A 23942-nucleotide genomic window follows, 5' to 3' on the forward strand; every position below is an offset into this window, starting at 1 on the left:
CCGTCGAACACCTGCCGCCGATCCCTCGGAGGTCGACCCATCTTCGGTATCGGCGGCAACACCGCTTCCAGCCGCTCCCACTGTGCATCCGTCAGATCGCCACGAGACATCTGAAGATCATTTCACGACCTTGATCAACATCTCAAACACGCCCTAGAACCTAACGGGGAGGCCGGGCCCTTTTGCGTTTCGGGGTCCGTCAGGTTCGCTGCAGACTCCAGGGCGAACGAGGTGATCTCCACCTCTATGCCGACTGAGGCTGACAGTGCCTCGATCAGCTTGCGCACCATCGTGCGAGTGTTCTCGGGGTTGCGCTCCATCGCGACCTGCAGTGTGTCCGTGTTCAGTCGTGGCCCGGGTCAACGCCTTGGACGGGGCCTTGGGTCACCGGAGACGGCTGCCCATCACTCGTCGCTGACAGGCCGCTTGAGTCACTAGGTCAGGATGAACCGGTTAAATCGCATGCTTCAAGTGAAAAGCGACGCACAGAAAGGCGGCATAGGCGGCCGATCTTCAAGTCGCCGGTATGGAGCGACTCCGAAGCTCCTGGCGGGCCGTCAGAGCGCCGCACAGCGGCGCGTCAGCTTCCCTGGGTGAGGTGGAGGTAAGTAAGCTCGCCTCATGTTGTCCTCAGATCAGCAAGATGACAGGCAGAAGGTTACCTTCAAGCTGCCAGCATCTCTGAAAGCCCACCTCAAGATCCGTGCGGCAGAGCTCCGCATGGATATCCAGGACGCCGTGGCCGACGCGATGACGGAGTGGAGGGACACCCCTCGGGGGGAAGTCGCCCAAGTCGACACCGCTGGAGCGCCGCCATTCGCGACCTGGCTGACCGAAGCAATGACTTCGCAGTTCAAGGCAGAGTGCAGCGGTCGGGGGATCCCGTACGTTCAGGGACTTGCCCAGGCCGTGTCTCTTTGGCTCACCACGCACCCCTCCCCCCGCCATCAGCCTCTGGAAGGCGCCACCCGCCGCCTCGTCGTCTGCAACCAGAAGGGCGGCGTAGGGAAGACCGCGGTCACGTCTGGCCTCGGCGGAGCCTTCGCGGAGGATGCCGAACTCGCCCGCCTCGCCATGCTTCTGACAGATAAAGAACCGGCACCCGAAGCAGGGGCTTTCGACCTGGTCGAGACAGACGATTCCTACGAGGCCCCGCAGCTCCGAGTTCTGATCGTGGACTATGACCCGCAGGGCCACTTGTCCAAGCAGCTCGGTGTGCCACAGCTCCCCGCGACCGGCCCCAGCCTCGCGAAGTTCATGGCGCGGCAGACTTCCGGCGACATCAACGACCTGATCGTCCCCGTGGACGACGAGCGCTTCGGCGGCCGGCTGGACCTGCTGCCCTCCTGCCAGGATGCCTTCCTGCTGGACGTGATGATCTCGACGGCCCGCAACCGGCAGGCCACGCTTGAGCATGCCCTTGAACCTCTTGAGCCGCTCTACGACGTCATCATCATCGACTGCCCACCGAGCCTGGGTATGGCGATGGACGCTGCGATCTACTACAGCCGCCAGCGCGACGGTGAGCGCGAGGGAGAGTCCGGCATCCTCATCGTGGTGCAGGCAGAGGACTCATCAGCCGACGCCTACAACATGCTCGTCGAGCAGATCGACGATGGCATGACTGACTGGCGCATCACGGCCGCTTACCTCGGCCTCGTGGTCAACCTCTACGACGCCCGGGACGGGCACGTTGTCACCAGCTCCCTCAACGAGTGGCGTGCCCTGGGTGATCCACGCGTCATAGGAGTCATCCCCCGCCGCAAGGAGCAGCGCGAAGCGGCCCGCGCCCGACGGCCGCTTCTGGCCTACGACCCGTCCTGTGTCCAGTCACGCGTCATGCGCCACATCGTCAAGGAGATCTCTTGAGCCCCGACCGTCGAAAGAGTGCCGCTGAACGCAGCGGCCCCAGCGCAGCGTTCGGCTCCGCCCGAGCACCCCGCAGCACGCGGGGGCAGATCATCGACGCCGTAGTTGGCGCTCCGCCGTCGTCCGTTCCGACCGACCTCGTCGCCGAGAACCCGGCCAACCCCCGACGCAACTTTGACGAGACCTACCTGGACAGCCTCGCCCGGAACCTCCGGGAGGTCGGGCAGATCCAGACGGCCACCGTCATGACCCGCCTCGCATTCCTGGTCGCACACCCCGAGCACAAGGACGTCATTCCACCCGACAGGGAGTACGTCATCATCGACGGCCACTGTCGGCTGCGAGGAGCGCAGAAGGCTGGCATCGACTTGCGGATCACGGTGGACGACTCCTCGGCTGGTACTCGCGAGGACCTTCTCGCCGCCGCCTTGTCCGCGAACCATTTCCGCAAGGACCTCACACCGATCGAGGAAGCCGAGGCCATCGAAGCCCTGGTGGGGTTTCACGGCAGTGCTGCCGCGGTTGTGACGGTCCTCGGTGGCGCAGTCAATGACTCCTGGATCTCCACGCGACGCGCCCTCCTCAAGCTGCCGGAACCGATCCAGCAGCGCGTCGCCGAGAAGAAAGTTCCCATCGCTATCGCACGCAAAGCGGGGAGTCTCAGCAGCGCTGAGGAGCAGACCGCATTCGTGGACGCCAAGATGGCAGAACGGGAAGCGGAGCAGTTGCGCAAGCCGAAGCCAGTCAGAGGCCGGGCTGCTGCAGCCAAGAAGAAGGAGCTTCACAACTCCCCCGCCGGAGCGTCCCCTACTGCAACGCTGCCGTCGCCCGAGAGCACACCGGATGCAGCCCCTCCAGCGGCGCCCCAGCACGGCGTGCCAGAACCCCGCGTCGAACCGTCAACAACGCACGACTCCCAGGTCGACTGGACGAACCCCGATGCCATCACCGCCGTCATCCTGGAACGTTGCTCACCCGACGTTGTACAGAGCGTCGCGCAGGGCCTACTCGGCAGCCTCTGAACGCGGCACCGGCTTTTGCCGCGTAAAAGTCTGCCCTGCGAGGCGCAGCGCCCGGCGGCATCAGGCTCCCGTTTTTACGCGGTAAAAGTCAGCGGGCGGCCGCTCTCATTAAGCCGGCACCGCCTCCTTGTAACGAGCCAGGCCGCCTAGCTCCGGGAGACGCCGCCACGGGCAAATGCGCGCCTTGGCCACCAGGGCAGCCCTGGGGCCGCGGAGGCCTCCGGTCGAGGAGAGCGCGCCGGTTTTACCGCGTAAAAGTCTGCCCTGCAGAGCCGGAGAGATGGGCGGCACCCAGCTCCCGGATTTCGCGGTCGTACCCTGCGCCCTCGCCCAGGTGCCGGCCACCGGTCGCAGGCTCGTGCGCTAGCCGCCCACGCAGGTTCCATAAGTGATCACTATTCGCTGACGATCCGCGATGTATGTCGCCGAGCAGGTAGCGCTGGTGACCCATCGTGAGAGTGTGAAGCAAGATGATGCAGATGACGGAGGGGCGAGGCGTGACCCGGAACAGGCCAACAGTCCTCCTCACCCGAGCACACCGAATCCTCATCGGTGTGGTCGTCGCGGGCGCGGCAGTCATCGCCGCGATCGGTTTCGCGGGCTCGTACGCCGCCGTGCGCGCGCTCGCAGAACAGAAGGGCTTCGGGAACTTCTCCCTGGTCTTCCCGATCGGCATCGACGCGGGCATCTGCGTACTGCTGGCGCTGGACCTGCTCCTGACCTGGATGCGGATACCGTTCCCGCTGCTGCGCCAGACGGCCTGGCTGCTGACCGCCGCGACGATCGCCTTCAACGGCGCCGCGGCCTGGCCCGACCCGCTCGGCGTCGGCATGCACGCGGTGATCCCGGTGCTGTTCGTGGTCGCCGTCGAGGCCGCCCGGCACGCCGTCGGCCGGATAGCCGACCTGACGGCCGACAAGCACATGGAGGGCGTCCGGCTCACCCGCTGGCTGCTCTCCCCCATCCCCACGTTCAAGCTGTGGCGCCGGATGAAGCTGTGGGAGCTGCGTTCGTACGAGCAGGTCATCAAGCTCGAACAGGACCGGCTGATCTACCAGGCCCGGCTCCAGGCCCGCTTCGGCCGGAACTGGCGCCGCAAGGCCCCCGTCGAGTCACTGATGCCGCTACGGCTGGCGAAGTTCGGTGTCCCGCTCGTGCAGACCGCACCGGCCGGGCTGGCTGCGGCCGGCATAGAGGTGCCCGTCTTCACTGTTGAGCAGGTTGGCGTCGAGCACGAGGACCCGATGCGCTTCGATCACGAGCGTGCCCTAAGTCCCGGGGAGAGCACCGAGGCTGGCGGCCATCACGAGCAGCCGGAAACGACGGCGAGCGACGTGGCCCCGGAGCAGACTCCAGCTCCCGGGTTCGAGCCGGTGGACTATGCCGAGGCGGTCCGCGGGTACGTTGCGCAGCACGGTGAATTCCCCAACGCCCGCCAGTTCGGCCTGTTTCTCGCCAGCTACGGCGTGACCGACCCGACCACCGGCGGCCCCTGGACCGAGGCGCTGCTGCGTCCACTGCTGCAGGAGCTCCGCCAGCACGACGGTGCCCAGGGGGCCGAGCCGGTGATCGAGGAAACGGCCATGGACGGCTGGATGGCCGATCAGCAGGATCGTGATGGCGTGGCCGATCGGTCAGGTGCTTGGGGCGAGTCGGCGGCGCACCCGGCCTTCGGTGAGTCGTCGGTCGGGGCGGTCGCTGCCCCTCAGCCGCGGCCGTCCATGGCTGACCCGGTGCCAGTGCCGACCGCCGCGGTGGCCACTGACCGGTTGACCGACGGGGGAGTCCCGCAGCAGATGTCCTTGGACGCACCTGCGTCGCAGACCTCCACCTCTGCGGGCAACGCGACGGCGGAGCAAGCCGCCTGGGTGGCGACCGCGACGGGTACGGGTGAGGCGACCGCGCGGGTGCCCGAGCAACAGCACCAGGAGCCGGAACTGGATTCAGTGCAGCAGCAGATCCTCACCGTTGCCGGGTGGATCGACGAAGCCGATGACGCAGGCGAGAAGTTGTCTGGCGCCGAGGTCGGCCGGCGCCTGGGGGTGGCCCCCCGTACCGGGCAGCGCAGGCTCGACAAGGCGATGGCGTATCGGGACGAGCAGCTGCGGCAGAGCGGTCGCGCGCACCTGCGGTCGGTCACCAACCGCCCCTGACCGACTGACCGACCGTCTCCAAGAGTGTGGCCGATGACCGATCGAGGTCATCGGCCACTGCTATGTCCGGAGAGTGGGGCTGGCCGATTCTCCGGCCGGGTGGCCGGTGGCCGATGACGGTGGCCGATGGATCTGTGACCGATCTGGCGGTGTGGCCAATGACGGTGGCCGATGGATGCGTGACCGATCTGGCGGTGTGGCCGATGACCGATCCGTTGTCCGTCGGCCATCGGCCATGACCGATTCGAGGGGCATCGGCCACCGCCGGCTGCGGACGACTGGTCGTTCCGATCGGCAATCTGACTTCGTTTGGCCTGGCGTGCCCGCTCGGCGGTGCTGCTTCTGACCTGGGGGTATCCGCTGGGGGAGGGGGGATGTCGGCGGGGTAAGCATCTGGGTATCCGCTTGGCCGCCGGGTATCCGTTGGCGGTCGCGTCAGGGTATCCGGCGATGGGGGTGGCCGACGGGGCGCGGAACGGTGGCCGATGGCCCGCTGGCGATGTCCGGTCGGTGGCGGCTTCGCCTGGCCGGGCCGGTGGGTTCCGTGCCGTGGGTGGTGCGTGCTGCGCACGTGTCCGGTCGGACCGGTCTAGATCGAAAAGGGATCGGCCACGGTCTCGTGATGGTGGCCGGGACCGTGGCCGATGGCAGGGAATGCTGTGGCCGATGGGTGGAGTCAGACCTTGGCCATGAGCTCGTTGAGGATGGCCAAGGTGTCTTCTTCGGTCTCGATGTCGTTGTCCTCGTTGAAATCCTGCAGCTTCCGTGCGGCGCGTTCCAGAGCGTTGTGGTCGCCGATCGCCGCGTACGCCCTAAAGAGGATCCGGTACAAGGACTCGACTTCCGGGGCGACGTCCAGGCCTTTGGTCGCTGCCCAGAGCGCCCCTCGCGGATCGCGGGCGGCCAGGAGGCGTTCGGAGAGGATCTCTGCCGCGTCGACGATGTCCATGATCATCACGAGGGCCAGGTGTTCCGCCCACCGGTAGCGGCTGCGGTCGGAGGAGGAGAAGGGGCGGCCCGCGACGAGTTCCAGGGCGTTGCGCAGTGCCTGGTCCGCCTGCGGTCCGCCGGCCTGCTTTCCGGTGCGGACGAGCCGCTGGAACTGGTGCCAGTCGCAGTCGACGGCGGGGGAGAAGGCGTAGCGGGCATCCGGGGTGGCCGAGATGGCCGGTAGGTAGGGCTTGCCGTTGTCGTCGTCGCCGAGCCAGGTGCGCAGTCGAGAGACGGTGGCGTTGCGGTACTTCCGGCTTGCCACGCGATCGGGCCACATTGCTTCATCCAGGGCGTGGTGGTCGCGTCCGGGGTGCAGGACCAGCCAGGCGGCGAGTTCGATGCTGGTGCGTTCCCGCTTGCGTTCGGTGGTGCCGCGTGTGCCCGTGATGTCGACCGGCCCCAGCACGCGTACGACAGGGCTCGACGACGTGTCGGAAGGCTCCAAGCCGGGCGGGGCAGGCTTGGTGGTCTGTGATGAGTCTGCGGGGGAGCCGTCGAGCTCGGAGGCAGGAACCAGAACGGGGCCGCGAGCGGGGTCGGGCAGCCGGACACTGACCGCCGCGGCCGGCAGGGACTGCTGGGCCGGTACCGGCCCGCGGCTTAGTGCTGGGTCCTGGAGGCGCTTGTCCAGAACACCGAGATCCTCGCTGCCCGGGCCTGACTCATCGGCGACCTCTGCCGGTGCGGCGGAACTCTCGTCCTCGTCACTGCCGTCGGAGTCGTCGAAAGTCGCGAACTGCGCCAGCAAGTTCGGTACCTGTCCCGCTCCTGCCGTGCCCGCTTCGGCAGTGACCGGCCGGAGGTCCGGATCCGGGACTGCAGTCTCGGTGCCACCGTCGTCGCTCTCAGCGGCGGACAGGGGGAACGGGTCCCCCTCGAAGACCTGTGCCTCAGGCTCCGGCTCGGGTGCAGGAACGTCGCCCTCGCGGGTGGTGGCGAGGATCTGAAGCGCGTACGTGAAGTCGTCATCCGACAGGGCCTGCACGGTGCACTCCAGCTCGATGCCGGGGATGGGCAGCCGCATGGGCCCCGCCTCGTGATCGACGTGCAGTGTCCAGCTGTCGTCGGGCAGGCCGGCCGGCAGGTCGCCGGATGTGATCAGTGCGGTGGCGCTGCGCGGCTCGGCACTGACGCTTTCCAGAAGGCCGTCGAGCGCGGTGGCCTCGTCGTCGACGCTGCCGGCGACGACGAGGTACGGAGTCCACGCGGCCGCGGTGTCGACGCCGGTTCGGGCGTGCCGCATCGTGGCCGCGCCGAGGACCTCCAAGGCGCGCTGCTGCTCGCTGTGGTGGGTGCGCAGCGCGGACAGGGCCGTGTCGAGACCGGGGTGAAGGGTGACGCGCTCGGGAAGTTCCTGCCCGAGTCCGGGTGCGAGGCCGTCGCCGACGACTCCCAGATCGAGGTGGTGGGTGAACTCGCTGGTGGCCAGCTCCAGGGCCAGAGTCTGCGCGACGCGGGAGGCGGCCGGGCCGGTCAGATGCAGATGACCGATGTGCTCGAGGTCGACGAGAATCAGGCGGCCGTCCGGGTCCCATCCGAGGCTGACCAGTGCCGGGTAGGGGGGATCGACATCGTCGGTGTCCGCTTGCGGCAGTACGTCCGTGGCTGCTGCCGGGCAGGTCCACTGCTGCAGGGCTTCGGGGTTGGCGCTGAACGGCGGCACCGGGGCGGCCGGCTCGGCCAGGTGCAGCACGATGGTGCGTTCGCCGACGACGGCCGCCGTCAGCTGGGGGAGCTCGCGGCCTGCGTCGGTGAGATGGACAGCGGCCGTGCGCAGCACTGCGTCGAGTACCGCGGTGTCCGTCGTCGCCTCGGCGACCCGCAGCGCGTGCTCGGCGCGTGCTGCCTCGCCCTGGGGCAGCGCGATGTGGCGGCCGCGGCGCCGTCGCCGCATTTGCATGATCCTGCGGTAGCCGAGCACGGAGAGGAACCCGAAGGCCAGGACGCCCGTGGCGGCGAGCCCGAACACTCCAGCGTGACGGCCCTGGTCCGACTCCTGTCCGTCAGACGCCTGGTCGGGGGCGGAGGCCTGGGGGGCGCGCGGGGCATCCGACGAGGGGCCGGTCTCCGCGGCGGGCGTGGATCCTGGGGCCGGGGCAGCCGAGTCTGCCGGTGCCGGGGCAGCACTCTCCTGATGTCCGGGTGCAGGCGAGGGGGTGTCCTGCGGGGCGGCAGAGGGTTCCGCAGCTTCCTGGGAGCCCTTGTCCTGTTCGCCACCGGGTGTGGGCGCGGCGTCCTGGCCCTGTCCGCCGTCGTCCTGGCCGGCGCTGTCCCGCTGTTGGGAAGGGGCGTGCTCGGAGGGCCTGTCCGCATCGGCGGGAAGGGTGATCTCCTGGCCTGCGTAGATGAGGTCCGGGTTGGTGAAGGTGTGCCCGTACGGCTGCTGTTCGCCCTTGTTCGCCGCATACAGATCGGGCCACTGGCTGGCGTCACCGAGCTGCTCCTGGGCGATCTTCGACAGGTAGTCGCCGGGCTGAACGACGTATTCACGCGCCTCGTCTCGGCTCCCGCCCTCCTCGCTCGCGTCGGGTGCTTCTGCGTGGGCGGTGCTCGTGTGGGCTGCCGGGCTGGATGCGGGGCGCGCGTCGGCGGGCAGTGTCAGCACACTTCCGACGGGCACCTCGAAGGTCGCGGCTGTGATGTGGAGGTCGGGGTTGAGGTGGGCGAGGTCCTTCCAGCGCAGGCCGTCGCCCAGGCGCTGCTCGGCGATGTCGTACGCAATGACGCCGTCGTCGGCAACGTGGTGGACCTGCGTCGCACTGGCCGCTTCGGGGGCAGCCGCTGAACTGGTGGGGGCGGCCGTCGCGTCGGCCGCGGGTTCGGCGTTGGAGGTGGTGAGTGGGAGCGTCGCGGCGACGGCCGGGGTGGCGGCGCTGGCGACGGCTGCGGGGGAGGCGAGCAGCAGCCCGCCGAGCAGGTAGGTGGCCAGCCGCTGCCCGGTGACCATGCCCGGCAGGCGCGGGGTGGAGCGGCGGATGAGCACCGCGGACGTTTCGACCAGGAGCGGGATCAGCAGCCACAGCCACGCGATCCAGGCGGCGAGGGTGAGGACGGTGATGAGCAGGCTGCCGTCGTCCGGCGCCATCAACGCGTTCCCCAGGTCCTGCGGCGAGGGAACGTGATGCGGCAGGGTGCCCACGTTCAGCAGCACGGCCGGGATTCCGGCCACCAGCAGCACCAGGAGGATCAGGCGGATGCCTGCGCGGGCGATCGCGGCCGTCCAGCGGCCGATGCGGTGAGACATGGCAGATCAGCCTCCGGGCTGGTGGAGCAAAGTGGCGTTGCCTTCCCCGGTGACCGGCAGGGTGGAGTAGCCGATCAGGGAGGCGAAGAGGGTGTCGTAGGAGCCTTGCACGGTCACGGAGATGGTCTTGCCGTCGGCGGAGACGGTGATGCTGCCGCCAAGGCCGGCCGCGTCGAGGTAGGCCTGGGACGCCGCTGCGGCGGCGTCCGGGTCGACCACGATGGCCTCGCCGGTGATCGCCCGGCCCGGGTCGATCTGCTGGGCGCCGGCCCGGGCAGCCTCCTGCGCCATGTAGGTGGCGCGGCTGTTGGCGTTCAGCGCGCCGCCGCCGTCCACGACCAGGCCCAGGATGACGAAGATGGCCAGCGCCATGATGGGCATGAACAGCTCCACCCCGCCCCGGTCACTCCGCGCGGTGCGCAGGCGATGGAAGTACGCGCCCACCCAGTTCGTCATCAGTTCCTCGCCCTCCACTCGTCGACCACGCTCGTCATCTGTCCGGTGAGGGTCTTGGCTCCCGGCATGGCCGGCAGCGCGATGTCCTGAAGTGGCGCGGTGCACGCCACGGTGGCCGTCACCGTGGCGGCCTGCCCGATCGGCACCTGCAGGCCACCGGCGTCCACGGACACCGCAACGTCACCGCAGCGCAGTCCCGAACGGGCCAGCGAAGCCAACGCCGCCTCGCGTGCGTCGGCTTCGGCCGTCTCGGGGGAGTCGGCGAGAGACGCCGTGCGGGCAGCGTCGCGGGCCGCCGCATCCGCCGCACCCTGAGCGACCTGGATGCGCCCGGCGGCGATCATCAGGCACAGCAGGGCGATGAATACCGGGGTGAAGATCGCTGCCCCGAGCGCGGCACTGCCCCGATCCCCGAACGGGCTCCTGAAACGGCTCAACGGAACTCCTCGATCGGCGCCTGGATGCGCTGGCGCACCGTGAACGAGAGCCCGGGGACCAGGCTGGTGACCTGACCGGTGACGGTGACCGCGATCTGGTCGCCACCGGCATCCACACTCACCGACGGGTTCTCCACCGAGTTCCCGGTCCGGGCGAGGAAGTCGGTGGCCGCGGCCGCACCGGCGCCTGGCTCGGCATCGTAGGAACGTCCCGCGTCCGCCCCGATCTGTGCGGCCCGACCGGCGACCGAGCGGGCATGGAAGTACAGGCCCGCTTCGATGACGGTGAACACCAGCAGCAGCACCACGGGGAAGATGACCGCGAACTCCACGACGCTGTCACCCCGGTCGCTCCGGATGCGGGCGCGCAGCCGCTGTGCCCAAAGGCTGCGACGGGACGGATCGGCGGGCACGTCTCAGAATCCCAGGATCTGTGCGGCCTTCTCCTGCGCCTTGGCGTCGATCGCCAGGTACAGCACACCGGCGATGGTGCCGCCGCCCGCGGTGATGAACGCCCACTCGGTGACCGAGTACCCGGCGTCCGACAACGCGCCGCGCACACGGTCGTGGTGGCGGCGCACCGCCGCCGCAGTACGGGTGAGGTGACGGATGATCACAATGTCCTCCCAGGGACTGAACGGAACAAGTGGTGGTGATACGTCAGAGGTTGAGGATCTTGATGAAGGCTGGCATCGCCATGAAGATGACCAGGCACAGACCGACCGCCAGGGCGGGGATGTCCATCTGCTCGGTCGCCTGGTTCGCGCGCGCGATGCGGTCGGTCTGCAAAGCGGTGCGCAGGATGTCGATCTGGTTCTCCAGCGTGCTGGTGATGGACGTCTTCTCCTCACCCGCCAGGGCCAGGGCCCGCGCGGGGTGGGTGAGGTCCGCAACGCCGAGGTCCTGGCCCAGCTGTTCCAACGCGGTCCACGGGTTGGTTCCTGTCAGCCGGGCATGTGCGAGGGCCTCGCGCATCTGCACGGCGGGTGTGCTGTCGCCCACGGATGCCGCCCGTACCAGAGCCTCACCCGCACCGGCGTCGGCGGAGCGGGTCAGCACGAGCCGCTCCAGCAGCGACACCACCGCGTACCGGTACTCCTCGCGCAGCAGCTTTGCCTTGTCCCGCACATCGTCCAGGCACTTGAAGATGAAGAACGCAGCGCAGCCCAGCGCCGCCAGGACCGGGACGGCGAAGGGCGGGTTCTTCCCGGCCAGGGTCACCATCAGCACGAAGATCTGTGGCAGCAGCAGGCCCAGCAGCCCGAAACTGGCGCAGCGACCCAGCAGCTTCGCCGGAGACAGCTCCAGCAGCCGCAGATCCTTGGCCGGCAGCCTGGCCGCGACCGTGGGCGTCTTGACCAGCTGAGCCCCGGCCCGGTCCGCCCACACCTCAATGCGGTTCGCACCCGAGGTCGTGGCCGCCTCGTACGGCCCGGGGGAGCGGGCCAGGCGCAGCAGCTCGCTCACATCCGGACGGGCAGGCCGCAGGGCCCGTACCGCAAGCCCGGCCCCCACGACCGCTACCGCACCTCCGGCGAGCGCCGGCATGGACACCAACACGGCTACGCCTCCTTGTTCGTGCGCTGGGCTGCGGTGCGCAGCAGCCGCGGCTCCGGCTTCATCTGCGCGGTCTTGCGCAGCCAGATCAGAGACCCCACGATCCCCATCGAGACGACGAACAGCCCGATCTGGCCCGGCCCGGTCCGATACCAGGCCGTGTAGCCGCTGCTCGTCATTCCGAGCACGACAACGGCCAGCGTGAAGACCGTCACGTTGCGTGCCTTGCGGCGCGAGCGCGCCCGGTCGGCGTCGATCGCACGCAGGTTCTTGGCCTTCTGCGACACGTTCAACGCCATCTGCTTGACCACCCGCGCCAGGTTCGGGCCCCGCGTCTCGGTATGCATCAAGAACAGCTGCACCACGTCGTCCCCGGCCTGGCTGTCGAGATCGTCCGCGAACAGCCGGAACGCCTCGGCCGTCGGCATGCCATTGCTCATCCGCACGGCCAGCGCCGCAAGGGAAGGGCGCAACAGCTCGGGCACCGTGGACAGCGTGCCGTGGATGGCCTGCTCCAGCGGTTTGCCCGCGCCGACCACACTGGACAACTGCTGCAGCCAGTCGGCGAACGCCTCCAACTGCTCAATTTCCACCCGGGCCGAGCCGCCCGGGTACAGCAGGAACGGAAGCCCGGCGATCCCGCCGAACGCGATCAGCCCGTGCACAGGCCGCCCGGTGAGCACCCAGACCACCACCGCGGCCACGGCGGCAACCACAACGAGGTGCCGGTAGTTGTCCCGCCAGGGCGCGGGCAGCTCCTCCAGCAACCGTCGCCCGCGGCCCCGATCCGCCGTGCGGCTCATCGGCGCCGACTGACCACGCCAGGACGCGACCGCACCGGCCAGTGCGCCCACACACACCACTACGCCCAGCACCGCGGACAGCAGCAGTTGAACCCGGCTCACGACGCCCGCCTCTCCGTATCGGCCTCAGCCGGCCACATGCCGTGCGGGTAATGGGCCCGCAGACGCCGGTCGAACCCGCCCTCGTTTTCCAGGAGTTGAGAGCGCACTTCGGTCATCGGCGTCATGGTCGGCACCGCCCGCCCATCTCCCGCCCGCGGCGCGAACAGCTGGTTCATCGCCACACCCCCGCCCTCACCGAGCCCGGCCACCTCCCAGATGTGGGAGACGACCCGCCGGCCTTCCTGACCCGGCTGGGCAGCCGGCTTCTTCTCGAGGTAGACGACGATGTCGACGGCGCCCTCGATCAGCCGGTAGCCGGTCGAGTCCGGCAGGCCGGCCATCGACAACAGCAGCACCAGCCGGTTGATGACCTGCGTGGGGTGCTGGGCATGCAAGGTGCACATCGACCCCGGATTGGAGGCCAGCATCGCATCGAGCATCGCGAAGGCCTCCACACCGCGCACCTCACCGACCATGATCCGGTCCGCGTTGTAGCGCAGCGCCACCGGCACCAGGTCCGCGACACTCACCGACCCGGCCGCACCCTGCTCACCGTTGGACTGCCGGGCCTCGAACGCGAGCACATGAGCCGGGGTGTCCTCGGTATCCAGATACAGCTCGCGGTCACTCTCGATCGTGACGAGCCGCTCCGAGGCCGGGATCTCCCGGGCCAGCGCGCGCATCAGCGTCGTCTTGCCCGCCGACATGCCGCCACAGACGAAGATGTTCATCCTCGCCTTCACACAGGCGGCCAGGAACGCGGAGATCAGAGGATCGATCGTGCCGAGCTCCATCAGCTTCGCCAGGTGCGAGGACGAAGGGCTGTGCTTGCGGATGGAGACCGTAATCCGGGTGGCCAGCCGGTTGGCCGCGACCCGCGAACCGTCCGGGAGGCGAAAGTCCACCCACGGAGAGGAGTACGACAGCTGCCGCTCACCGTGTCCGGACTGGGCGGCCATCGCGTTGACCCAGTCCTCCGTCTGCTGGTCGGTCGCGAATGGCGACGTAACAAGGCGGCGCGGCTGCCCCGCCGCATCGACGAACATCCGCGGGCCGTCGATGTCGATGTTCTCCACGCCCGGCTGGTCCAACAGACGCTGCAGGGCCCCGGCGCGAAATGTCAGGTTGAGGACCTCATCCCGCACCAGATTCAACTGGTCACGGACCAGAGGCGGGTTGCTCAGTGCAAAGTCGGCATGCCACTGCGCGACCCGGCGGTGCGCGAACACCTTCGCGAGCTCTTCTTCCTCGCCCGGCTCTATGCGCCCTTGCCCGCGCTCGGCACGGGCGACGCGCACGTCCTCGGCGACCTGCAACCGCAGCTGCTGAATAACCTCCGGCAGTACGGGCAGCGCCCCCGGCAGCGAGGCTGCCGCCGCGACGTCGGACGGCCCGGCCCCTCCCCGCAGCGGCACGGCCGCAGCAACCGGCGGCGCCACCGGTGCAGGTGGCGGCGGTGACACCGGAGCGGGCACGGGAGGCACTGAACCTGCCGCAGAGGCTGGATGCCCCTGGGGATACGGGGCGGGGCCAGGGCGTGACGTGGTGTGCTGGGCCAGCAGACCGCCCAGCCGCGTCTGTGCTTCATGCCCGTTCGCGCCGCTCCCGCGGCTTTGCTCAGCCACGTCCCGCCCCCTGCTGGCGGATCAGACCCAGTTGCCGGACCTGCTGCATCACACCCGGATTCGCAGCCTGCGCCGCCCGCAACTGCAGCTGAATCCGCCTCCTCTGGGCGTACTCATGCAGCGGCCCGATCACATCGCGTGCGCTGCGCAGCAACACCGACCTCGACAGGCCACGCGGCGCCGGACCACCGCCCTGGATGTATGCCGCGGCCCGCGGATCCCACCGAAGCGTGGCCAGCACCGGCGCCTGCAGCTCCCGTGCCACCTGGTCGACAGAGAACTCGTGCCGTTCACCGTTCCCGATCGCCAGCAGGCCCAGCGCCCGCGCCCCCGTCCCGTGCCGGGACAGCTCGTCCTGCAGCGCCTCGATCATCGAGGACGCCAGCAGCACCGAGGCCTCGTCCGCCATCCGCACCACCAGCAGCACAATGTCCGCCTCGTGCAGGACAGCCACAGGGGAGAGCACCGGGTGCGGGCGGCCACCCTCAAGCACCACGCGGCCGCCATCGACGATGACGTCCCAGCCCAGTTCGTGGTCCGTCAGCTGGAGCACGTTCACCAGACTCGGCCACACCTCCCGCAGTGATGCGGCCTGCCGCGGATCCGTCAGCCCAGGCAGCACGAACCGGTAGTCAGTGTCGTCCAGCGGCCACAAGTGCTGCGCCACCTGCGGAGTGAAACTGCTGGTCCCGGAATTACCCCAGTACGCCTCGGCCAGCTTGTGCAGGCCGATATGGCCGTCCAGCGGCCGGCCACTGCGCTGCACCCCGCGCAGCAACCGGTTCCGCAACTTACCCCCGGCCAGGTCGAACTCCGCAAGCAGCACCGGCCGCGGACTGGCCAACGCCATTGCTGCCGCCGACGTGGTCACACCGTCCGACGCCGCGGACACCAAAGCAATCAGAGCCATGTCACTGCTCCGATCCGCGCGGCTGCCGCACCAACGCGATCTGCTTGGCCGCAGCCTGCGTCGCCAGCTGCGGCCCATCCGTCGGAGCCACCACCAAATTGACGACCACGGAACCGGTGGCATCCGCACGGCCCACCGACTTCACCGTCGCCTCGATACCCTCCGGCGTCTGGGCCGACGCACTGCCCCTCGAATCGCCGGACTGGCTCGACTCTCCCTGCGCCGGCAGCACGACTGCGAGCACCTTGTCGCCGGGCCGCAGCTCATCCCGCGGTGCATACCCCTTCTTCAGTTCGACACCGACCACCTGCTGGTCATCGCCGAGACCGCCGCCCGTCTGAAGCTGCGAACGGGTCAGCAGACCGCCCCGGCGCAGATCAACACCAGCACGCTGCCCCACCACCGAGGCCCGGTCACGGGCCGGGACAGGAGCAAGCGCCGGATCGTCGGCCACCGAAGCGGTCACCAGGTCAGCCTCCGCGATCGGCTGCCCAGCCTTCACATCCCGGGCAATGGCCAGCACCGACACCCGGTCACCGGCCCGGTTCACCGCAGAGATCGCGACCAGCGCGCCGACCAGCGCCACCAGAACCCAGGCCACCGCCTGCACAATCTTCCGGCGCGGCTTCGCTGTCTTCCGCGCGCCCGCGCTGATCCCCAGATCGGGCTGGCGCTGCGAGCCGATCGCCGTTGGTGGCAGCGGCGGCGTGGTGGTGTCCATGGCGTACGAAGTCCCTCTCCAGTAGATCTAGTTCACGGCCTGCGACTCGACGATGGTCAGCGCCACCTCGGAGTCGCGGATTTCCGTCAGCTGACCGGTCTCTCCGCCGGCGCCGACAACCTGCCAGTCGACGCTCCACGTCGCGGTTGCCGTGACCTTGTACGTCCCGCCCGTCCGCTCGCTCGACGGCTGCTTGTAGCGGTGACCGCAGTCGGGCGAGGCCTTCAGGCCGTACGACTTCTTGTAGACCGTGCCAGGACCGGTGCACTTGACGGTCGTACCGTCACCCATCGACCACGCGATCGTGGTGACCTTCGCCGTCGCGGATACGGTCACCCCACCGGCCGTCGCGGACGCAGTATTCGGCCCGTACGTCGTGGGCGACTGATCGACTGCCATCCACACCGGCATCCCCACCAGTCCCTTGCCGCCAGGCTTTGGGTTGATGCTCATGTCCGGTCCGATGAGCTTCATCGAGTCCACCGCCTGCCTGGCCACTACCTCGGGATCGATCGCCGGAGCGGCCGGGGCGCCGCCGTCCGCAATCCAGAGCGCTCCGACTCGGCCCGTGGCCGGGCACATCACGCGGTAGACCGCGCCGCCATCGCCGGGCTTGTGGCCATCCCACGTCAGGCTCTCCGCCGGGGGCTGCGGTTCGGCCTTTTCGTACGTGCACTTGGGCGCCTTGCCGCTGCGGTTCCCCGAGCTGGCCGCTGCCGGCTTCGGGCGCGAGCCGCTCGATCCAGACGAGCCTCCACCGTCCTGGGCACATACCGTGACTGAGAGAAGTGACCCTCTACAGCCTTCCTCGTTGCCCACCGTCGGCCCGTCCTTCGCGTATGCGATGGGCGCGAGCACGCCCGACAGGAGCACCGCGGCCATCGCCGCTCTTCTCAGCACGTCCGCCCCCCGTCCGGCGTGTAGTCGGTGACCATCCAGTGGCCATCCCACTTCTCCGCTTTGGCGGTCGCCACGTACCGCATCGGCTGGGCAGTTGGGAGAGGGATCACCTTGCCGGTCTTTGTGTCGACCGTCCGCCACTTCGAGAGATCCACGCAGTCCGAGAGCGTGGCCTTGGGCAGCTTCGCGGCCAGGTCGATCCCGGTCACCTCGGCCTCGTGCCCCATCTCGCCCTTGATGACGGTCGAATTCGCCTTCATGTGGGCCAGGTCGAGTTCGAACTTGCTCAGCGCATCGAGCGCGGCGTAGTGCCTCAGGTCGGTGCCCTTGGCGTCGGCCTTGCGGTAGGCCTTCATCTGCTCGACCCACATTGCGTCGTACGCCGCAACTACGGACGTCTTTTCAGCCGTCTGTGGATTCGTGGTCTCAGACGACTTCTTCGGAGCGGGTGTACTGGTCGTCGATGCCGAGCCTTTTGTGTCGGCGTTTTCGTCTCCACCCCCGCACGCGGCCAGAGTGAGCGCGGTGCATCCTGCAACTACCGAGCCGATAAGTCGATTTCGGGTGCGAAGTGCACCGAGTTTCGGTCGCGCTGCTCGTCCCACTGTGTCCTCCCCGTACGTGATCCCCGATGCGCAAGCGACCTGCGATTCAGTGCGCTGTGTGATGGTGCGGTTGCGCGTGCGCCTGATCGTGTCCGTGCGTATGCATACGCTACGTACTTTCGCCTCGTCAGCCCAGTCCGTTTGGTTGGTTCACGGGATCGTGATCCCGCCAATCCCACCTCACGGGATGCACCGTGAAACTCTTGTTGATTCTCTGAGACAGCATCAATTCCCCACTTCTCCGGCATATGTGACCCGGTGTCCGTCACGGTTTCCAATTTCGATCGAGATGGGTCCGGGGAGAGCTACGGGCGGCAGGGTGAAGTGGGCTGTGACGGTTGCCGTGCGCTGTGGGGCGATGAAGGTTCCCTTGAGTCCCAGCCATTCCTTGACGGTGTCAGCCTGCTTGAGATCGGAGCCGTAGTAGACGTGGACGTTCGCGTCCAGCGGGGTCTGCGAGAGCTGGCTGACCTCGGTGTCGGGATTGAAGAAGGTGAGGTCGAGCTGGCAGGTGCGCTGCCCGGTCTTGTCGGTGCCCGTGACTTTCACAGGTGCTGCGCGCAGCCAGGTGATCTCGTCGCCGTCGTGCCAGTCGCCGAATGCGAGCGACTTCTTGCTTTCGTCGACGGGGTGGATCCTGGACGCGGTGACAGGATGGGCGGCGGCGCCGGGAATGGTGCCTTCGACGTACCGGCTGTTCCAGCCGTCCTCGAGGGTGAGGGTGAGTGGCTGGCCTGCGGCATCGCGGGGGACGGCGAAGCCGAGCTGTGTGGTGTGAGTGCCGCCGGGCTCGACCCGGATGGGTTCGGGGTCGCTGGTGAGGGTGTCGAGGGGGAGGCCAACGACGCCGGTGTCGGTGAAGTTGGGCGCCGTGTGTCCGTCGGGACCGTAGCGGGCGGTCAAGGCCAGATCACTGGGCACGTTCTGGATCTGGTTGGTGGTGTTGGTGAAGGCGAAGTCGGACACCACTGCGAGCCACCCGCTCGGCAGGCCCTTCGCCTTTGCCGTCGCCTGCACGGTTTTCAGGTTGCCCGTTTTGATGACCCAGGTGTCCTCGTCGTCGTGTGGGAGTTCCTGGCCGAGCCGGACCATCCCTCGGGGGAGCTCGTCGGCGGCCGGGCGCGGCGACGGTTGGGCCGTCGTGTCTGGCTCACCTGGCGCGTGGTCTGGTGTCGTGCCGCTGTTGCTGCAGCCGGTCAGCAGCGCGGCGGCGATGACCGCGCTCACCGCAATGCGTAGGCGGTGTCGCATATCAACTCCCGTAAGTATTCGTCTTGGTGGGCTCAGGATGACAGCAGGTGCTGGTGGGGCGGGCGGTGAGGAGGTCCTCGAGGCCGCCGCGGCCGCCTGTCTGGGCGCGCCAGCCGTCGAGGAGGTGCTGAAGGATGGGACGTACGAGATGCCGGTATTCCTCGGGGTGGGCTTCGCGGGTACTGAGCCAGCCGAGGTTGCGGGTGTGGGCGTGCAGGGCGATGAGTTCGGTGATCAGCGGCGAGTCGAGCTGCGGCATCGCGTCGACAAGATCGGCGCACGCGTGCTGCGGCGGCGCCCAGGTTGCGGTCTCGTCTGGCGGAGTTGCCAGGCGTATGCGGCGGCGTATGCGGAACATGGATGCCCTTCCGGTCGACGTTCCCGCCGGTCCGGGCGGAGGGGAGGGGAGCAGCGTGCGGGTCATGCCGTGGCCTCCGGTCCGGTGTTCAGCAGAACGTCGGTGGGGGCGGCATCTCCCTGGACGGGGGTGAAGATCGGTGCGAATGGTCCGTGAGCCTGCAGGAGTTCGAGGCTGGTGACGCCGACCTGGATCCGGTTGACGGCCCGTGCGATGCGGGGGTCGGCGGCGGCAAGGGCCCGCAGGTCTGCTGCGCGCCGGGCCAGCACCTTCGGCGGGGCGCCGGTGAGGACGAACAGGATCCGCGGGAAGGCGGGGTAGCGCTCCCGCCACGCCTCCTGCACCAGACCGCCCGAGGCTGATTGGCGGCCTCGCGCCGCAGGCGAGGGCTGGGGGGTGTAGGTGGCGTAGCGGGCGTAGGCGTGGAGTTTCGCGGCGAGGCGGGCGATGCTCATCGTGGACCGGTCGACCTCAACCATGAACGTGAGGAGCATCCGCTCGTCGTCCGTGGCGCGCACGTAATGGAGTACAGCGTCGGGGGTGAGCCAGGCCTCGTCGCCATGTCGGGCGTTTCCGTCGCGGACGCGGTGGGCGAGTTCCATGTCCCAGCTGTGCGGTCCGCATTCGTCGCCGAGCCGACGGGCGTGCTCGATGAAGGCGAGCGCGGTGTCGTTGATCGCGAGGGTGTGTTCCTGCAGGGCACTGGCGGCGGCCTGGCCGGTGATCCGGTAGGAACGCGCGGGCAGTTCCCGGCCGGCTTCGACGGTGTCGGCGCCGAGCGGCGTGGCGTACCACAACAGTTCGCCGGCCATGGTGTGGCGGCGCACGGCCGCGTCCGCCAGGCCGTGCTCCTGGAGGATCTGCAGTTGGCTGCGCACGTAGCGGCTGGTGGTCGCTGTTGGGCGCAGAAGCCGGTTGAGCTGGGCTGCGGTCAGCAGGCGGTGCTGGTAGAGGACGGGCAGGAGCTCCTGGGCGAGCCGTGACAGGCCGTCCGGACGAGCCGTAGTGGCGGTTGCGGTGGTCATGCGTCGGCCTCTCTATCAGGACGTGGGGCGGTGGAGACGGTGGACGACGTCGCCGCGGGAGCCGCCCTTGAAGGTGTTGGCCTTGGAGGTGGGGCGGCCGGCGAGCTGACCGACGATTGCGTCGTCGAGCTCGTCGAGACCGGCCAGGATCTCGCCGACGGTGCGCCGGGTGAGGTTGGTGTCGATCGCCTTCTCGAGCGCCGGGAGTCCGGCAGGGTTGTGGTAATCGGCGTAGACATCGCTGACTGCTACGCCGTCGACGCGGAAGGGAGTGGTGCGCTCGCCACGCAGGTCGACGGACTGGATGTAGTGGTACTTCTTGACGCGCTGGATGGTGGTGGCGTCAATGCCGGGCATCCGCTTGGCAACGAAGGAGGCCTCGTCGGAGTCGGCGGCGGTCGCCGAGAGCCAGCTCTGGTTCTGGAGCAGGGCCTGACGGGTCTGGTCCGACAGACGCATGGCCATCTGCGTCATCCCCATGAACCTGAGCTCGTACTTACGGAGCTGCTCCAGGATCTTGGCGACGTAGCCGTGGGAGGCGCCGTCGACCGCAGTCAGCTCATCGACCCACGCCCAGAAGGTGTGCAGCTGCTCGACAGGAGTGCTGGCGCGGGCCATGCCCTCACGGAACAGATCGAACAGCAGCAGCGCGCAGATCAGCTCGTCGCTCTCACCAGTGCCTGCGGGACACACACCGACCACGGCGGAGGTGCTCATCGCCCGGCGCAGGTCGTAGCCGGAGCGGGGAGAACCGAGGAACGCCCGCAGCGAGCGAGAGGTGTTGATGCGGTACAGCACGTTGGTGACCGCGTTCAACGCGGACGCCTCCACGTTCACGAACGACTTCCGCCAGTATTTGGCGGTGCCGTCCGGCAGGTGTTCGAGGACCTGCTCGCGCCAGGCTTCGTCCTCCAGCAGCGTGCCGATCTGGAACACGGTGGGCTGCAGCTCCGGATGTCCGTCCGCAATCATCAGGTGGGAGAGCTCGGCCAGGGTGCGCACGGCGTTGGACAGGATGGTGCGAGCCCTCGTGGCCCGCTCGCCCCAGCTGTGGGCCGAGGCGATCGCCCCGACCACCGCACCGACGACCTCCTGCACCTCGTCCAGGCGCCGTCCCTCCATGGACAGCGGATTCCAGCACGCCATCCGATCGGAGTCCCGCGTGCGGGACAGGTCGACCTCCCACACCCGGCCAGCGAGCGCCGGGTGCGCCAGATAGGGCTTGATCCGCTGCCACGCCGACTTGTGCGGGTCCAGCAGCCAGACCCCGTCCCCGGCGTACGCGCGGGCGGCGAACTGCACCAAAGCCGCCTCGGTCTTCCCGAAGCCCGATTTGCCGAAGGACGCGCCGAACAGCACGTCCTTCGCGTACGCGCCGGCCAGCCGCCGCTTTCCGTCGGCACTGGTCACGTACCCCAGCGGGATGACGTCCTTCTGCCCTCTCCAGGTCGGCAGTCCGGCCGGGGCCGGCGGCACCACCCCACCGGTCCGCACGATGTTCTGCGCCGTGCAGTGCACAGTCGGCGGCTTCAGCAGGCCGGCGACCTCCTGCCAGGTCACCCACTGCCGCTTGGCCGGCGCAAAGTCCCCGCGAATGAACTTCCGGTCGAAAGCGCGCCTGCGCCACCACACATCCGAGTACGGCCGCCACATTCCGATACGGGGACCGACCGGCACGAACGTGTTCTCGCCGCGCAGCGACTGCAGCGACGTCATCACCTGATGCAGCCGTGCCCGTGCCCGCGCCGGGTGCCGCGCCGTACAGCGCACCAGCACCTGCAGCGCGAACACGTCCGCTCCCGGAGTGAACTTGCCGACCTGATCCGCGAGGTCGCTCTGCCGCGGAAGACGCGCACTGCCACGGCCGGCGCTCTTCAGATCAGTGCCATTGAGCACCTCCCACACCTGGGACACCCAGCCACCGCGCCGCCCCCCGGGCTGGAGCTGCTCCCCGTACGCCGAGGGCCCCTGCCGTGCGGCTCGCGCCATCAGACGCCGCCGCCTGCGCGCCACCTTCTGCCCCGGCACCGGCAGCAGATCGACGACGAGCTCGGCCTCCTCCCCCTCCTCCGTCCGCACTTCGGCAAACGCCGCTGCCAACTGCTCCAGAGGGTCGGGATTCAAGACTGGTTTGCCCAGCGGCCGGTGATCCGGGCGAGCCAGCACCAGCTCGGCCCGCGACACGTACAACTCCCGCACCGCTGTGCTGGCCGCGGCCGCATCGGGCTGCCCGGCCTGCTGGTCCTCCTTGATGAGACGGACGGGGATCACCAGCCACCGCCCCACTCCAGCGGACCAGCATCATCGAACTTCACTCGTGCCGCCCGGTCCCGGGCGGAATCCGCGGCGAGCACCTCCACCTGCCGGTATCCCGGCAACCGCAGCACACTCGCCGCCCGCTCCGGGCCTTCCCACGCATACCGCAGCCGGCTATCTGCCCCGGCCGAGGCCCGGATCCGCATCGCCGCTGCTCGCTGTGGCAGCGCACCCGACGCCGCTCGTGCCTCGGACAGCCGGGCTGCGGCTTGACCAACGTCCGGCAGCTGCGGATCGAAAGTGACCGCGGGAACCAGCTCGAACCGCGCCCGCCTCCCCAGCTCCCGTACGGCCCACTGCCGCCACCACGCGGCTGACACCACCCAGGCGGCCACCGCCACCACGGCGGCGCCAATGAACCACCCAGCATGGGTGAGAACGAAGTCGAAGACGATGCCGAACCCGTGCCCGACATCCGGTACCTGCGGCAACACGTCGCTCACCACGCACGCATCTCCCTCATCTGGAAAGCGGCCATACGCCGCCATCACCCAGGAAGGGGAGCCACAACAACCAAGATGTGACAACAGAAAATGAAAAATGCGATCGGGTGGTTCTGACCATCGAGAACGGACAGCACTTCGGCAGTGGTTTTGGACATCGCTGGCCGTCTGCGTCCGATCCGAATGCTCACGGGCTTTCGACAGCACCGGGCCTTCTTCGGCCGGACAGCCTGATGCGGAGACGGACCTGGCCGGGCACGCTCAGCCGTACCCCGACACCTGCGCCCGCACGGCGAGCAATGCGTCGGTCCTACACGGGTGGGGCAGGTCGGTGAGCAGAGCGCGGACGCCGGGACGGGTGCCGTGGCGCTGGCGCAGAGTAGTGGTGTCGCGGTCCAGGTAGTGGTGGACCAGGCCCTGCCCCTGGAGTGAGGTCCAAACCGGTCTGTCACTGTTCTGTGTCAAGCCGAAGGTGCTGAACGGACCCCGTGGGCGGCACCGTTAGCGTCCCGCCGCATGAGTCCCACGCACCTTCCTCCCGCCGAGTACTACGCCTCCCTGCCCAAGCACATCGCCGGTGCCGGAGCCATCATCCACGACGCAGCGGGCCGCATTCTTCTGGTCCAGCCGTCCTACCGCACCGACACCTGGGAGATCCCCGGCGGCGGACTGGACACGGGAGAAGACCCACTGCAAGCAGTCCAGCGCGAGGTCAAGGAAGAGCTCAGCATCGACCTCGCGCCGGGCCGGCTACTGGCCGTCGACTGGGTACCGGCACAGGCCGACGGCCGGCCGCCGCTGGCCAACTACCTCTTCGACGGCGGCCTGATCACCCAGGCAGAAGCCCGGACCCGCATCCACCTCGACCCCGAAGAACTCACCGCATGGCAGCTGGCCACCCCCGAACAGTGGGACGCCCTGCTCGCCCCACACATGGCCCGCCGCCTGCACGCCTGCTCCCGTGCCCTGACCCAGGGCACCACCGTCTACCTGCGACACGGTGCGACAAGCTCGAATCTGGACAGCCCCAGATACACGGACGGGCCTCGGGGATCAGCCGAGCATGGCGTGTAGCGCCGCCAGGTCTCGCAGGTCGGGAAGAGTGTGGGCAGCGCCAGCTTCGCGAAGGGCATCGGTGCTTGAGCGGCCCGT

Annotated in this window: 23 protein-coding genes; 4 read left to right on the forward strand and 19 right to left on the reverse strand. The window is 68.7% G+C overall.

Annotated elements, in window-relative coordinates:
* A partial coding sequence (locus ACIA8E_RS36070; RefSeq protein ID WP_399304873.1) for a transposase occupies window positions 1-110 on the reverse strand: 110 nt, incomplete at its 3' end.
* A gap of 511 nt (window positions 111-621) precedes the next feature.
* Here ACIA8E_RS36070 and ACIA8E_RS36075 point away from each other — a divergent pair.
* The 3 genes from ACIA8E_RS36075 to ACIA8E_RS36085 all read left to right on the forward strand — a co-directional run bounded on the left by ACIA8E_RS36075 (window position 622) and on the right by ACIA8E_RS36085 (window position 5044).
* Complete coding sequence (locus ACIA8E_RS36075) at window positions 622-1869, forward strand: ParA family protein (protein WP_399304723.1); 1248 nt, start codon at window positions 622-624, stop codon at window positions 1867-1869.
* On the forward strand, window positions 1866-2891 hold the full coding sequence (locus ACIA8E_RS36080; RefSeq protein ID WP_399304726.1) for a ParB N-terminal domain-containing protein: 1026 nt from the start codon (window positions 1866-1868) through the stop codon (window positions 2889-2891). Before ACIA8E_RS36075 ends, ACIA8E_RS36080 begins: the two co-directional genes overlap by 4 nt.
* Before the next feature lie 497 nt (window positions 2892-3388).
* Window positions 3389-5044: a DUF2637 domain-containing protein gene (locus ACIA8E_RS36085; protein WP_399304729.1), complete on the forward strand. Its 1656-nt coding sequence runs from the start codon at window positions 3389-3391 to the stop codon at window positions 5042-5044.
* Window positions 5045-5720: 676 nt separating this feature from the next.
* Here ACIA8E_RS36085 and ACIA8E_RS36090 read toward each other — a convergent pair.
* The 18 genes from ACIA8E_RS36090 to ACIA8E_RS36175 all read right to left on the reverse strand — a co-directional run bounded on the left by ACIA8E_RS36090 (window position 5721) and on the right by ACIA8E_RS36175 (window position 23255).
* A complete protein-coding gene (locus tag ACIA8E_RS36090) occupies window positions 5721-9281 on the reverse strand; it encodes a LysM peptidoglycan-binding domain-containing protein (RefSeq protein WP_399304731.1) in 3561 nt (1186 codons plus the stop codon).
* A gap of 6 nt (window positions 9282-9287) precedes the next feature.
* The gene (locus ACIA8E_RS36095) at window positions 9288-9737 is read right to left on the reverse strand and encodes a TadE/TadG family type IV pilus assembly protein (protein ID WP_399304734.1); all 450 of its coding nucleotides are present in this window, start codon (window positions 9735-9737) and stop codon (window positions 9288-9290) included.
* A complete protein-coding gene (locus ACIA8E_RS36100; protein WP_399304737.1) occupies window positions 9737-10174 on the reverse strand; it encodes a TadE/TadG family type IV pilus assembly protein in 438 nt (145 codons plus the stop codon). Before ACIA8E_RS36100 ends, ACIA8E_RS36095 begins: the two co-directional genes overlap by 1 nt.
* Window positions 10171-10587 (reverse strand): TadE/TadG family type IV pilus assembly protein, encoded by a 417-nt coding sequence (locus ACIA8E_RS36105; protein WP_399304740.1) that lies wholly within the window; start codon window positions 10585-10587, stop codon window positions 10171-10173. The genes ACIA8E_RS36100 and ACIA8E_RS36105 overlap by 4 nt, the downstream gene beginning before the upstream one ends.
* Before the next feature lie 3 nt (window positions 10588-10590).
* Window positions 10591-10791 carry a hypothetical protein gene (locus ACIA8E_RS36110; RefSeq protein WP_399304743.1) on the reverse strand — a complete coding sequence of 67 codons (201 nt, stop codon included), beginning with the start codon at window positions 10789-10791 and terminating at the stop codon, window positions 10591-10593.
* Between the two features lie 43 nt (window positions 10792-10834).
* Complete coding sequence (locus ACIA8E_RS36115; protein WP_399304746.1) at window positions 10835-11734, reverse strand: hypothetical protein; 900 nt, start codon at window positions 11732-11734, stop codon at window positions 10835-10837.
* 2 nt (window positions 11735-11736) lie between these two features.
* Window positions 11737-12585, reverse strand: a complete 849-nt coding sequence (locus tag ACIA8E_RS36120; RefSeq protein ID WP_399304749.1) for a type II secretion system F family protein — start codon at window positions 12583-12585, stop codon at window positions 11737-11739.
* A 47-nt stretch (window positions 12586-12632) separates the two neighbouring features.
* Window positions 12633-14111: a CpaF family protein gene (locus ACIA8E_RS36125; RefSeq protein WP_399304752.1), complete on the reverse strand. Its 1479-nt coding sequence runs from the start codon at window positions 14109-14111 to the stop codon at window positions 12633-12635.
* A 142-nt stretch (window positions 14112-14253) separates the two neighbouring features.
* Complete coding sequence (locus ACIA8E_RS36130) at window positions 14254-15171, reverse strand: MinD/ParA family protein (protein ID WP_399304755.1); 918 nt, start codon at window positions 15169-15171, stop codon at window positions 14254-14256.
* A 1-nt stretch (window position 15172) separates the two neighbouring features.
* Window positions 15173-15892 carry an SAF domain-containing protein gene (locus ACIA8E_RS36135; protein WP_399304758.1) on the reverse strand — a complete coding sequence of 240 codons (720 nt, stop codon included), beginning with the start codon at window positions 15890-15892 and terminating at the stop codon, window positions 15173-15175.
* Between the two features lie 27 nt (window positions 15893-15919).
* The gene (locus ACIA8E_RS36140) at window positions 15920-16774 is read right to left on the reverse strand and encodes an ATP/GTP-binding protein (RefSeq protein ID WP_399304761.1); all 855 of its coding nucleotides are present in this window, start codon (window positions 16772-16774) and stop codon (window positions 15920-15922) included.
* An 11-nt stretch (window positions 16775-16785) separates the two neighbouring features.
* The gene (locus ACIA8E_RS36145) at window positions 16786-17148 is read right to left on the reverse strand and encodes a hypothetical protein (RefSeq protein ID WP_399304764.1); all 363 of its coding nucleotides are present in this window, start codon (window positions 17146-17148) and stop codon (window positions 16786-16788) included.
* Between the two features lie 474 nt (window positions 17149-17622).
* A complete protein-coding gene (locus ACIA8E_RS36150) occupies window positions 17623-18648 on the reverse strand; it encodes a hypothetical protein (protein ID WP_399304767.1) in 1026 nt (341 codons plus the stop codon).
* Window position 18649: 1 nt separating this feature from the next.
* Complete coding sequence (locus ACIA8E_RS36155) at window positions 18650-19006, reverse strand: hypothetical protein (RefSeq protein WP_399304770.1); 357 nt, start codon at window positions 19004-19006, stop codon at window positions 18650-18652.
* A 62-nt stretch (window positions 19007-19068) separates the two neighbouring features.
* On the reverse strand, window positions 19069-20031 hold the full coding sequence (locus ACIA8E_RS36160) for a replication-relaxation family protein (RefSeq protein ID WP_399304773.1): 963 nt from the start codon (window positions 20029-20031) through the stop codon (window positions 19069-19071).
* A 15-nt stretch (window positions 20032-20046) separates the two neighbouring features.
* Window positions 20047-22302, reverse strand: a complete 2256-nt coding sequence (locus ACIA8E_RS36165; protein ID WP_399304776.1) for an ATP/GTP-binding protein — start codon at window positions 22300-22302, stop codon at window positions 20047-20049.
* Window positions 22299-22790: a hypothetical protein gene (locus tag ACIA8E_RS36170; protein WP_399304779.1), complete on the reverse strand. Its 492-nt coding sequence runs from the start codon at window positions 22788-22790 to the stop codon at window positions 22299-22301. The genes ACIA8E_RS36165 and ACIA8E_RS36170 overlap by 4 nt, the downstream gene beginning before the upstream one ends.
* Window positions 22791-23051: 261 nt before the next feature.
* On the reverse strand, window positions 23052-23255 hold the full coding sequence (locus ACIA8E_RS36175) for a hypothetical protein (protein ID WP_399304782.1): 204 nt from the start codon (window positions 23253-23255) through the stop codon (window positions 23052-23054).
* Window positions 23256-23306: 51 nt separating this feature from the next.
* On the opposite strand from ACIA8E_RS36175, the gene ACIA8E_RS36180 reads away from it, so the two are divergent.
* Window positions 23307-23864, forward strand: a complete 558-nt coding sequence (locus tag ACIA8E_RS36180) for an NUDIX domain-containing protein (RefSeq protein ID WP_399304785.1) — start codon at window positions 23307-23309, stop codon at window positions 23862-23864.
* The last annotated feature ends 78 nt before the right edge of the window (window positions 23865-23942 follow it).

Origin of the sequence: Streptomyces sp. NPDC051664 (assembly GCF_044453545.1) — a bacterium.
Lineage (GTDB): Bacteria > Actinomycetota > Actinomycetes > Streptomycetales > Streptomycetaceae > Streptomyces.